The sequence below is a fragment of the Ferruginibacter paludis genome, from assembly GCF_030409685.1.
Taxonomy (GTDB): Bacteria; Bacteroidota; Bacteroidia; order Chitinophagales; family Chitinophagaceae; genus Ferruginibacter; species Ferruginibacter paludis.
In genome coordinates this window covers 447556-459069 of record NZ_JAUFQJ010000004.1, presented here as the reverse complement: position 1 = coordinate 459069, position 11514 = coordinate 447556, and the positions used below count along the sequence as shown (strand labels likewise).

The window sequence follows — 11514 nt, the reverse complement described above, 5'->3', positions numbered from 1 at the left end:
TTAACGTTGATGAACAATGTACTTACCGTCTCTGGTTACCCTTTTTGTTATTTCGGTTTGTAGCAAATTATTCCAATCAATGTTTGCAAGTCCCGGCAAACTTTGGTTTAAAATTGTCATCATTTTAAGCCCACTTGCAAAAGGAGTAGCAAATGAGGATCCTTCATAAAATTGGGGAACAGATGCTCTGAAATTGACCTTGAATGAACAACAGGTTTCATTATTTAGAACACCCAGGGTGATGTAGTCATTTGAATAATACTGATAATAGCAATAGCTATCAGGCAATCTTATTTGTGTTACACTAGTAAGGTTGTTAAATGATTTACTAAAGCATGCAGGATAAAATAGCTGATTGTTTATCAGTAAATTATTAGCAAATGCACTGCTGCAAAGTAAAGAGTCTTTATGAGGGTAAGGTGTATTACCGGCAGCGACGAATAATTGTAAAGGATTTAAAGCATTTTTATTGCTAAGAGCTATATAATGCCTCATTATAGAATCGGCTTTGCCCAAGTATCCCAGGCTTAAATTTACCACAGTTGCTTTTTTCTGAATTGCATAACTTAAAGCACAGCTAACAGAAAAGATGCTACCCTGATCTTTATTATCAAGCGCTTTTAGAATCATTACTTGCGGATAGGATATGGCCTGGCGCATTGCATCAAGTGCGATAGCAGTTACGGCGCTTCCATGTTTCACTGCCCCGGCATCGTTAAAGTCTTTAACAGGTTGGCCCGGCAAAAAATTGAATAACGTTTTTGTGCTAATCTGGTCGCGCCATATAAGTTTTTTTACTGAGGAGGTAAATAAAGAAGTATCTAATCCTGAATCTATTATTGAGAGAATTTTATTGCCATCAATTGGTTTATCATCGATTTTTATAGCATTGTGTTGCAAAGGTGAGGTTGCATTTTCTTTATTGAAAGGTTCACTTATAACGACATTGTCACTGACATACAATACATCAACAAGATCTCCTTGACCTCCCAGTCCCTTTCCTGGAGGAGGTGAAGACACCGACTGTCCGGCGCCATTTGGTGAGGGGATTATACTATGGAAATTCAAATTATAAAGTGTTGAATCACATGGACACCAATATGTGCTGTCGAATACCGGCATAAAACGTGTACCATATGCGTGATTATAACGAGTATAAAAAAGTCTAACGGAATCCTTAATCTGGTTAATAATCTTTTCTTTTTTTGGCTGACTAACATTTTCTTTGAATAAAACATTCCAGCTAATCTTTTCCACATAAGTGCTTGTATCCGGTGTCAGGTAACCAGTAACATTGGGCGAATTCGTTGGTTTGCAGGAAGTAAATAATTGCGACATAATCAGGGATGAAGCAAATAGAAAAAAAATAATTCCAGCGTTGCAGAATGGATGAAAGAGTTTCATCGTAATGTTTTTTATGAATTAATAATAGTTAATTACTCTAATTTTTTTAGCCACCCCACCGCTGTTTCTTTCCCCTCCAAATCTTTCGCTACCACATCTTGCAATATTAAAACGGCTGCGTTTTTATCACCGGTATTGTTGCGTTTTAACAACGTAAGCGCATGATAAAATTTAGCGGGATTACTGAACGAAGCAGTATTCAATTCCAGTGATTTAAAATAGGTCAGGGCTTTGTCGTAATTTTTTAAGCGAAGGGAAACAATGCCAGCGTATTTTTTTGCGGCATCATCGGCCGCATTATTTTTTAACATCGTTTCAAAGTACTGTAGTGCTTCCGGAAGTTTATCCGATTTATATAGATTAAGCCCTGTTTGCAAACTATCCTGTTGCGTTCCCATAGTTACCGGGAGGGTTAGCAAATTTTGTTGAATGTACGTATCCGCCAGTTGATCCGGGGAAGTCTTTCTGTTATTTACAAACCAGGTTAAAAGGAATATAAAAAGCAACACGCTGGCCGCCGCAAAATATTGCCATACCCGTTTAGCCGGCTTTAATTGTACAACAGGCACGGCATGTTGCTGTCTATATAAATTGTTGAAGCGTTCTTTCTTTTCCTGCTGGGCATGTTGTTGCAAAGTTGTCTTGGCGGCTACATAAAATGCCACTTCTTCTGCAAAAGCAACGTCGTTGTTAATGAGTTCCTCAAACCGTTGTTTTTGCTGATCGTCCGGGGAGCCGTTAAAATAATCATCTATATATTCCAGGTTGCTCATCTGAATGTTTTTTATTTGTTGAGGTATAACTGGCGCAATTTTTCAAGGCACCGCAGGCGGCTTGTTTTTACCACATCAGCACTTTTATAGTCCATTGTTGTAGCAATTTCCTTATCAGTATAACAGTCTGCAAACAACGTCAGCAGTTGCCGGCAGTTATCGCCCAGTTCATTCATTTTGTTTTTTAGCATATCCACATCCGTTTTTTCTACCAGTTGCTGCACCACCGTTTTTGCTGAATCAGCAATCATAAAAAGCATGTCAGTTAAAGAGGATGTTTGATGTATGCTGTTTTTATTAGTCGTTTTTTTTCGGATAAGGTCAACACATTTATTTGTAAAAATTCTGTAGAGATAGGTTTTAAGGGATGATTTTCTTTCAAAGACACCACTGACAATATTGTTGATGGCTTGCAATACAGCGTCAGAATAGGCGTCAAATGCATCCTCTTCCAGCAATGTGTATTTATGCATTCCTTCTTTTATGAAATAAGCATAGCGGGTAAAAATGGTGTCTTCTGCTTTACGCTTCAGCAAAGCATTCTGATGAAGATTTTCTATTAAATCTTCGTCGGTTGAAATCGTATGTTGCTCAAAAGGCATATCTGATAAGTGTTATAGAAAGATAATAAAATAATTATGAGAATAAAAGCCTTTTGATTATTATTAAAAACAGGTCATAAACTAATTGATAAAAGCATGGAATTTTTTAACTGCTGCTGAAATATTGAGCAGTATATCGGAGGTTAACCGGTAAAGGGCAAGTGCCATCAAGTAATAATTGAGAATAAAAATTCTCAGCTCGGCACGGTCGGATTACCAAATAGGTTACTCTCTTTTTACCGATTTTTTGATCGGCTGCAAGCCGGGCTTATACTGGAAAGTGGACTTTACCCGATCGTTTTTAAAATAAAAACAAAAAAAATAAATTTTTTTGTTTCCATCCTTCTTTGTTCTGCGACCAATAGGTGAACAAGTACCGGTACCAGGTAATCAAAAACAAATCATCCAAACAACTTAAATTTTAAACAAAATGAAAAAGTATTTTTTTGCTTTAGTGGCTGGTTTTATTCCTGCCCTTGCAACAACCAACACCGCAGTGGCACAAAACTCAAACACTGTTGCTGTTTTGCACAATGACGCACAAATGGAAAAAATGTACAAGACAGACCTGGCAACAGAAACTGTAAAATCAAACACGGTTTCGCTTGCAACCGTCAACAGTAAAGCCATAAAGAATTTTAATAAATTCTATAAAAACGCAGGGGATGCCCGGTGGTATTTTATTGATGAAGGCTTCAATGTTCAGTTTAATAATGACGGTGTCAAAAATTCAATCTATTATAACAAGAAAGGTTACTGGACCGGGAGCTTAAAAACATACAACGAAAGCAAGTTGTCGAAAGACCTTCGGGCTATGATTAAAAGAGAGTATTTTGATTTTAGTATTTACCAGGTGCAGGAAATATTGACAATGCAATCGCAGGAAATGTTGCCAACCTATGTAATTTATATGGAAGATAACAAGAGCTACAAAACACTGCTGGTGTATGATAATGAAATTAAAGAGTGGCAGAATTTTATTAAATATTGATCGGCGACAGTTATTCATTGCAGCGCAATGGGCCCTTCAAACTTGTTGGCTTTCTTTTTTAGAAAGCCCAACTTTTGAGGGGCCTTTGTTTATTCTCTTTTTATCCGGGAATTTTTTCCAATTTGAGTTTCATTATTAAGTTGAGTTTGAGGGCCACACCGGTTTACACTTTTTGTAATCTCATTGTTACGAACAGCGGAAAATGAAAAATAAAATTAACCACGACGGATATTTACATGGGGAAAGAAAAAAGGAATAAAATTTTAAAACATTATCTGTTAATGTTACATTACAGGCTGATTGTTAAAAATTAAATCTAAAACTTGCCTAGAATGACGAACAAAATTTCCTTTTTTTGCGCCGTTGCAGCGCTGTTTATTTTTGTCTCCTGCAACAATAATTCTACTTCAACTGAAGATGCCGCAACAAAAGATAGTGCGACAGCAGCCGTAAACAATACCGCCGACTGGAAAATTGGTGTGCAGTTATGGACGTTCCGTTTGTTTACACAAAGCGAAGCCATCGCCAAGGCAGACAGTGCAGGAGTAAGGTACATCGAGGCTTTCCTGGGTCAGCCTTTTGACAAAACAAGTAAAGATACTTTTGGTATCAGTATGTCCGCAGCCGGCAGACAAAAATTGAAAGATGTGCTGAAACAACATAACATTCAAATGGTGGCTATGGGCGTAACAACACCAAATGGCAAAGACGAATGGATTAAAACTTTTGAACTGGCAAAAGAATTCGGATTGAGTTATATTACTTCAGAGCCAATCAAAACCCAATGGGACCTGGCCGATAGTCTTGCCGGCGTATATGGCATAAAAATCGCTATCCACGATCATCCTAAACCAAATGCTTACTGGCACCCAGACTCAGTATTGGCGGCGGTTAAGGGCCATAACAACATTGGTTCATGTGCTGATCTGGGTCACTGGGCACGCAATGGTTTAAACCTGGTTGATTGTTTGAAAAAGCTGGAAGGACATATTTATGGTGTTCACCTGAAAGACATTGTTAAATTTGATAAGACAGATGCCGCCGATACCGTTGTTGGAAAAGGCGTAATTGATTTTGCACCAGCTTTTGCAGAATTAAACAGGCAAAATTTTAAAGGCATGTTTTCTATCGAACATGAATCTAACTGGGAAAATAATGTGCCTGATGTAATTGAAACGGTCAAATTTTACAACGACCAGGTAGCCAAATTGAAAAAATAAAAGCAACCGGATTACGATTTGTAAGCACAAAAAATATACGGCTTATCATGCTGAATGATAAGCCGTAGTTATTTAAAAAACTCAAACGGCTGTATGAAATACGTTAGATTACTGGGCGCCATTTTGTTATTGGCAGGTTGCAAATCATCCGTAAAAAGCAAATACGATTCCTGGAGCGAGTACATGGGCGGGCCGGACAGAAATCATTATTCAACACTGGCCCAGGTAGATACCAGCAACGTACAACAATTAAAAATTGCCTGGACTTACGATGCACCCGACAGCGGGCAAATGCAGATGAACCCGGTGATGGTAAACGGTGTGGTGTATGGCGTTAGCGCAGCCTTAAAAGTATTTGCGCTGGATGCCGCTACCGGCAGGGAACTGTGGCTGTACAAAGATTCGCTGGCATCGAACGGAACATGCAGGGGCGTGGCCTATTGGGAAGATGGCAATGATAAGCGGATTTTTGTTTCCGTTGCATCTAACCTGATTGCTTTAAATGCGGCAGACGGAAAACCCATTTTAACCTTTGGTGAGTCTGGTAAAGTTGATTTGCATACCGGCTTGCCGGATGCTGCAAAGGACAAATACATCAACAGCACTACACCCGGTACGATCTATAAAAATTTAATCATCATGCCGGTAAGGGTAGCAGAAGATGCAGGTGCTGCTCCGGGTTATGTAAGGGCATTCGATGTTCGCACCGGCAAACTGGTTTGGACATTTCATACTATTCCGCAACCCGGGGAAAGAGGCTATGATACATGGCCCAAAGAAACATACAGGAATCTAAACGTTGGCGCAGTAAATAACTGGGCTGGTACAGCAGTGGATGTAAAGACAGGCACCATCTTTATACCTTTGGGGTCTGCCGCCCCGGATTTTTATGGAGCCAACCGGAAAGGAGCCAACCTGTATGCAAATTGTCTGTTGGCATTGAATGCAGATAACGGCACTTATAAATGGCATTTCCAAATGATGCATCACGATTTGTGGGACAGGGATCCGCCTGCACCGCCAAATTTAATTACCGTTACAAAAAGCGGTAAACAAATAGACGCAGTTGCGCAGGTAACCAAGCAGGGCTATACTTTTGTGTTGGACAGAAATACAGGAGCGTCATTATTCCCGGTCAATGAAGTAGCAGCACTTCCATCCAAATTAACGGGCGAAGAAGCCTGGCCCACACAACCGGTACCTGAGCTGCCGAAGCCTTTTGCAAGGCAGATAACAGGTCTTACAGAAAACGATATCAGTCCGTTCGCCAACAACAAGGCAGAACTTAAAAAATTATTCCTGGCTGCAGATAAAAGACCATTGGCACCGCCGGATACAAGCAATGTATTGTTACTGCCGGGCTATGATGGCGGGGCAGAATATGGCGGCGCTGCGGCCGATCCTTACAAAGGCATTTTGTATGTAAATGCCAATGAAATGGCCTGGTTTTTAAAAATGGAAACGGCGGAACAAGCTGCAAAAAAGGAACAGGAAAAAAGGAATGGCTTGGCGAGAAATGCGGCAGGCGGACTCAAATCACCGGGTGAACAAATATACACCGCCCATTGCGCTACATGCCATGGGGCAGACAGGGAAGGCAAGGCTGCCAGCGGTTATCCAAACCTTACTGCGGTTGCACAAAAATTAAACCTGCAAACCGCGTTGCAAATTGTGAGCAATGGAAAGGGCAAAATGCCCGGCGTATCCGGCATCTCGAAGGAAGAAAAACAAACACTGGTCGATTTTTTATTTGGGGTTGAAAAGAAGGAAGCGGTCTCGAAAGACCTTGCAAAAGTACCGCCGGATAAATATCTGCACACAGGCTATCCCAAGTTTTTAGATGACAAAGGATTACCGGCCATCACCCCTCCGTGGGGCACACTTACCGCCATCAACCTAAACACGGGGCAGCAGCTTTGGCAATCTGTTTTAGGAATAACCCCGGGCCTTCCGAACCAGGATACCAACCCGACAGGCTGCGAAAATTATGGAGGTCCCATTGTTACGGAAAACGGATTGCTTTTTATAGCGGCTACCAAAGACGGCATGTTCAGGGCTTTTAATAAATACACCGGTAAATTATTATGGCAAACAAAATTGCCTGCGGCCTCTTTTGCCACGCCCGCCATGTACAGTGTGAATGGTAAGCAGTTTATAGTAATGGCATGCGGCGGGGAAAAATTAGGCACGCCCAAAGGAAATAAGGTCATCGCTTTTGCTTTGCCGTGATCTGCCCGTAAGGATAATTTAAAAATTCATCTAATGATCATCAATATGAAACAATACTTCGTCCTCTGCGTGCTGTTTTTTCAGGCGTCTGTATCTATTGTCATTGCGCAGACTCATTCACTTTTTAATGGCAAAGATTTAACCGGCTGGCATGTGGATGTGCCCGAAATGGATACCAATGCCCTGGCAAAAAATCCTTTCATTGTGCGTAATGGCATGCTGGTGAGTATGGGTAATCCGCAGGGACACCTGATCACTGATTCTGTCTATAAAAATTACCGGCTGGTGCTGGAGTATCGTTTCGCCGGCGAGTCGGGAAACTGCGGCATATTGTTACATGCTTCTACGCCGAGAGCTTTGTATAAAATGTTTCCAAAATCCATAGAAGCACAAATGATGCATGACAATGCCGGTGATTTTTGGTGCATTGTACAGGATATCAAAGTGAAAAATATGGAACAACGTCGTGGCCCTAAAAAAGATTGGGGCATTACTGAAGGGAAGGGGCGCCGCATCATCAATTTAACCGACAGTTCAGAAAAGCCATTGGGCCAGTGGAACAGGATGGTGGTGGAATGTTACAAACGAAACATCCGGGTTTGGGTAAATGGAGATTTGGTGAATGATGGCTTCGGATGTACTGCAGATCATGGCCAGATTGCCTTCCAGGCTGAAGGTGCCGAAGTGGAATGCAGGAAAATGGAGTTGACACCGATTAAGAAATTGAGCACTGAGATGGAAAAATAGTTGTAGTATTAAGCAACTTCCAAGCGCAACATTTCATTTGTCAATCAGTTATACATGTTGATTACGGCTAAATAAAATTTGTCTAATTTGCACCTTCTAAAAAATAAAAATGCAGATAGAAATCTTAAAATCTAAAATACACAGGGCTGTAATTACAGAAGCGAATTTGAACTATGTCGGAAGTATTACCATCGACCAGGACCTGATGGACGCGGCCAACTTAATTGAGAATGAAAAAGTGCAGGTAGTGAATGTAAACAATGGTAGCCGCATTGAAACTTATGTAATTAAAGGTGGTCGCGGAACAGGAGTTTGTTGCCTCAACGGGCCGGCTGCAAGACGCGGTGCCGAAGGCGATATCATTATCATTATCTCTTACGCCACAATGGATTTTGAGGCAGCTAAAAGCTTCAAACCATCCATCATTTTTCCGAAAGAAGGCAACAAACTATAAAATTTAAGACCGTTCCAGACTACATAAAAAACTGCTCTGAAACTATCTTACCATCTTTTACTGTATATACACAAAGTTCACCCATTGTTTCCCTTGGCCTGCCCTTCATGGTAACATCCATAAAAGCAGTCATGGCAATGGAGTTACCAGCTATCAGCGGATCAGAGAGGGTATTGGAATGCATTTTTTCAACCATCGACTCAAATTTTTGTCCCTTTTCGATAATGGCTTCCAAACCATGTGTTTCTTTATCAAACATGGGCGAAGCCTGTGGTTCTATGCTTATTGCATCCTCAGCATATAACTCACGCTGCGCCTGCTCAAACTTACTTTTGCTGCAAAGCAATTTAAGCCGGTTGGCAATTTGTTTGGTCGTCATATTTGCTGTTGCTGTTGTCATAATTAATAAATTTAAGTGTGTTTGAATGAATATAATGAATTGAAAAATTGAACATAAATCAAGCCATTATGCCAAAAAAGTCAAGAAAAAATAGTACTACTTTTTCTTTTTAAGAGGGGTTGTATTCAGTGGCTGGCAAGCAAGCTGTAATAGGTTTATCCCTTCACCGGTTTTTTAATCAGCAATTTTAACAGACGCAATAAATAATTATCAACACCAATCCTCTGGCGGCTTTGAGCAATATATTGCACAGTTTGCTGTAAAAATCCTGCTTGTTCTTTTTTCTATCCAATAGCAGCCGCGCTGTCGCTGCTGGCACAGCATTTGGCGGCAATTTGAAAATGCTTTGTTTAATGGGTAGCTTTGTGTAGATGTGATCGTTACCAATTGTATAACATATGGCAAACCCAGATAATCTTAATTTCGGTTACAGGAAAATTGCACCGGAGATGACAAAGCATTACAGCAACTTTTATTTTATATTAGTCATCTTATAAACAGCTTTAAATGGCAGACGATTCAAAACAGTTAGAACAACTAGGCATCAACACAGTAAGGATATTATCAGTTGATGCTGTACAAAAAGCCAACTCAGGCCACCCCGGTATGCCGATGGGAGCCGCACCAATGGGGCATGTGTTGTGGGCCAATTACATGCGGTACAGTCCCAAAAATCCCAACTGGCCAAACCGCGACCGTTTTATTTTATCCGCAGGCCACGGCTGCATGCTGCAATACAGTTTTTTATATTTAACCGGCTACGATTGTACGCTGGATGATCTTAAACAATTCAGGCAGTTAAACAGCAAAGCAGCCGGCCATCCGGAGCACGGATTAATGCCGGGCATTGATGTAACTACAGGTCCGCTCGGCCAGGGTTTTGCAAACGGCGTTGGTTTCGCCATTGCGCAAAAGCATTTGGCGGCAAGGTTCAATAAGCCAGACTTCGATCTTTTCAATTATAACATATACGCCATTTGCAGTGACGGCGATATGATGGAAGGTGTTACCTCTGAAGCGGCTTCGCTGGCTGGTCACCTTAAACTTGGCAACCTTATTTATTTGTACGATGACAATCATATTTCAATAGAAGGCAGTACAGGCATTGCTTTCACTGAAGATGTGGCCAAACGTTTTGAAGCCTACGACTGGCATGTACAAGTGATAGAAGATGGTAATGATATTGAAGCAATTGCAGCGGCGGTAAAAAATGCAAAGGAAGAAACCTCCCGTCCATCACTGATAAAAGTGCGTACGCATATTGCTTACGGAAGTCCCAATAAGGTAGATACTGCTGGAGCCCATGGCTCGCCGTTGGGAGAAGAGGAAGTGAAACTGGTAAAAAAGTTTTTTGGTTTTGATCCCGAAAAATTCTTCGATGTGCCGCAGGAAGTGCTGAATTATTACCGGGCAATCGGAGAAAAAGGAACTGCACTGGAAAAAGAATGGAACGAATTATTCAGCCGCTATAAAACATCTTTTCCTGAACTGGCTGCAGAATACGAACAGGCGCTCAGCGGTAAATTACCCGAAGGCTGGCAGGAAAAACTACCCTTATTTGAACCATCCGATAAAAAAATGGCCACCCGCCAGGCATCTGGCAAAGTGTTGAATGCCATCGCAGCAAGTCTTCCAGGGTTGATCGGTGGTGCAGCCGATTTGTCTCCGTCAACAGAAACAAATCTTAAAGACTATAAATCATTTGAACCCGGCAGTTTTGAAGGGCGAAACTTTCACTTTGGTATCCGCGAACACGCCATGGGCTCGGCTTTAAACGGAATGGCCTTAACACCAGGCATCATTCCTTATGGCGCCACTTTCCTGATATTTTCAGAATACATGCGGCCACCGATCAGGCTTGCGGCTATCATGAAAATACGCCCCATTTTTATTTATACGCACGACAGTATCGGCCTCGGCGAAGATGGCACCACCCACCAGCCGGTCGAGCAATTGATCTCTTTGCGTTCTATCCCGAATATCACCCTGATACGACCTGCTGATGCCAACGAAACCGCACAGGCATGGCGGGTAGCGCTCGAACATTCCGGCGGACCAGTTGTATTGGTTTTAACAAGGCAAGGCCTTCCTGTCATTGATCAGACTAAATTTGGTAAAGCAGTGGAGCTGGAAAAAGGAGCTTATATTTTATCAGATTCTTTTATGGATCCACAGATAATTTTGATAGCGACCGGTTCTGAAGTAGATTTGATTTTGCAGGCGCAGGCAAAGCTGGCGGAAGCAGGTTTTTCCAGCCGTGTGGTAAGCATGCCTTCATGGGAGTTGTTTGAAAAGCAGGACGAAGAATACAAGGAAAAGATTTTCCCCGAAAGCATCAAAAAGCGCCTGGCGGTAGAAGCCGGCTCTGCATTGGGATGGCATAAGTATGTAACCGACGAAGGAGCGGTGATCGGCATGACAGGCTTTGGAGAGTCAGCGCCGGCAGAAGATCTGTATAAGCTTTTCGGATTTACGGTTGACAACGTGGTTGAAAAAGCAATGCAATTACTGGATAAACAACCAACAACAAACACGGTTATTTAAATAGGTGTAAATCATTTTGTCCCGGCAAATACAGCGGTCATGTGCAGCTTCAATGGCGTCGCAGCCGATAGCTATCGGCTCTTGTACTTTTAAAGTCATGGGCAACTTTTACTGAAGCATAGTGAGGTAGCAGGTTTTTAAATTCAGACG

The 11514-nt window shown here is 41.6% G+C and carries 10 protein-coding genes; 6 read left to right on the top strand and 4 right to left on the bottom strand.

The features are described from left to right. Genes QWZ08_RS07700 through QWZ08_RS07690 form a run of 3 tightly spaced genes read right to left on the bottom strand, consistent with a single transcriptional unit; the run spans position 1 to position 2779 of the window. Entirely contained in the window at positions 1 to 1404 is a 1404-nt protein-coding gene (locus tag QWZ08_RS07700) for a S8/S53 family peptidase (protein ID WP_290336739.1), read from the bottom strand. A 32-nt stretch (positions 1405 to 1436) separates the two neighbouring features. Next, positions 1437 to 2177: a hypothetical protein gene (locus QWZ08_RS07695; RefSeq protein WP_290336738.1), complete on the bottom strand. Its 741-nt coding sequence runs from the start codon at positions 2175 to 2177 to the stop codon at positions 1437 to 1439. A gap of 11 nt (positions 2178 to 2188) precedes the next feature. After that, on the bottom strand, positions 2189 to 2779 hold the full coding sequence (locus tag QWZ08_RS07690; RefSeq protein WP_290336736.1) for an RNA polymerase sigma factor: 591 nt from the start codon (positions 2777 to 2779) through the stop codon (positions 2189 to 2191). Positions 2780 to 3209: 430 nt separating this feature from the next. Between QWZ08_RS07690 and QWZ08_RS07685 the strand changes: the two genes are divergently transcribed. From QWZ08_RS07685 to panD, 5 genes are all read left to right on the top strand, one after another. Then, positions 3210 to 3770: a hypothetical protein gene (locus tag QWZ08_RS07685; protein WP_290336735.1), complete on the top strand. Its 561-nt coding sequence runs from the start codon at positions 3210 to 3212 to the stop codon at positions 3768 to 3770. A gap of 332 nt (positions 3771 to 4102) precedes the next feature. Further along, complete coding sequence (locus tag QWZ08_RS07680) at positions 4103 to 4990, top strand: sugar phosphate isomerase/epimerase family protein (RefSeq protein ID WP_290336734.1); 888 nt, start codon at positions 4103 to 4105, stop codon at positions 4988 to 4990. A 93-nt stretch (positions 4991 to 5083) separates the two neighbouring features. Continuing rightward, a complete protein-coding gene (locus QWZ08_RS07675; protein WP_290336733.1) occupies positions 5084 to 7219 on the top strand; it encodes an outer membrane protein assembly factor BamB family protein in 2136 nt (711 codons plus the stop codon). A 33-nt stretch (positions 7220 to 7252) separates the two neighbouring features. Continuing rightward, the gene (locus QWZ08_RS07670; protein WP_290336732.1) at positions 7253 to 7966 is read left to right on the top strand and encodes a 3-keto-disaccharide hydrolase; all 714 of its coding nucleotides are present in this window, start codon (positions 7253 to 7255) and stop codon (positions 7964 to 7966) included. 109 nt (positions 7967 to 8075) lie between these two features. Continuing rightward, entirely contained in the window at positions 8076 to 8420 is a 345-nt protein-coding gene (gene panD, locus QWZ08_RS07665) for an aspartate 1-decarboxylase (protein WP_290336731.1), read from the top strand. 19 nt (positions 8421 to 8439) lie between these two features. Here the strand turns inward: panD and QWZ08_RS07660 are convergent, their stop codons facing one another. Beyond that, on the bottom strand, positions 8440 to 8820 hold the full coding sequence (locus QWZ08_RS07660) for a nuclear transport factor 2 family protein (RefSeq protein ID WP_290336730.1): 381 nt from the start codon (positions 8818 to 8820) through the stop codon (positions 8440 to 8442). A gap of 507 nt (positions 8821 to 9327) precedes the next feature. On the opposite strand from QWZ08_RS07660, the gene tkt reads away from it, so the two are divergent. Then, positions 9328 to 11364 carry a transketolase gene (gene tkt / locus QWZ08_RS07655; protein ID WP_290336728.1) on the top strand — a complete coding sequence of 679 codons (2037 nt, stop codon included), beginning with the start codon at positions 9328 to 9330 and terminating at the stop codon, positions 11362 to 11364. Positions 11365 to 11514: the final 150 nt, after the last annotated feature.

What these genes read in the sequence shown, in the direction of transcription:
- QWZ08_RS07700 (WP_290336739.1), bottom strand. Translation starts at nt 1,404, where the DNA reads ATGAAACTCTTTCATCCATTCTGCAACGCTGGAATTATTTTTTTTCTA.
- QWZ08_RS07695 (WP_290336738.1), bottom strand. Translation starts at nt 2,177, where the DNA reads ATGAGCAACCTGGAATATATAGATGATTATTTTAACGGCTCCCCGGAC.
- QWZ08_RS07690 (WP_290336736.1), bottom strand. Translation starts at nt 2,779, where the DNA reads ATGCCTTTTGAGCAACATACGATTTCAACCGACGAAGATTTAATAGAA.
- QWZ08_RS07685 (WP_290336735.1), top strand. Translation starts at nt 3,210, where the DNA reads ATGAAAAAGTATTTTTTTGCTTTAGTGGCTGGTTTTATTCCTGCCCTT.
- QWZ08_RS07680 (WP_290336734.1), top strand. Translation starts at nt 4,103, where the DNA reads ATGACGAACAAAATTTCCTTTTTTTGCGCCGTTGCAGCGCTGTTTATT.
- QWZ08_RS07675 (WP_290336733.1), top strand. Translation starts at nt 5,084, where the DNA reads ATGAAATACGTTAGATTACTGGGCGCCATTTTGTTATTGGCAGGTTGC.
- QWZ08_RS07670 (WP_290336732.1), top strand. Translation starts at nt 7,253, where the DNA reads ATGATCATCAATATGAAACAATACTTCGTCCTCTGCGTGCTGTTTTTT.
- panD (WP_290336731.1), top strand. Translation starts at nt 8,076, where the DNA reads ATGCAGATAGAAATCTTAAAATCTAAAATACACAGGGCTGTAATTACA.
- QWZ08_RS07660 (WP_290336730.1), bottom strand. Translation starts at nt 8,820, where the DNA reads ATGACAACAGCAACAGCAAATATGACGACCAAACAAATTGCCAACCGG.
- tkt (WP_290336728.1), top strand. Translation starts at nt 9,328, where the DNA reads ATGGCAGACGATTCAAAACAGTTAGAACAACTAGGCATCAACACAGTA.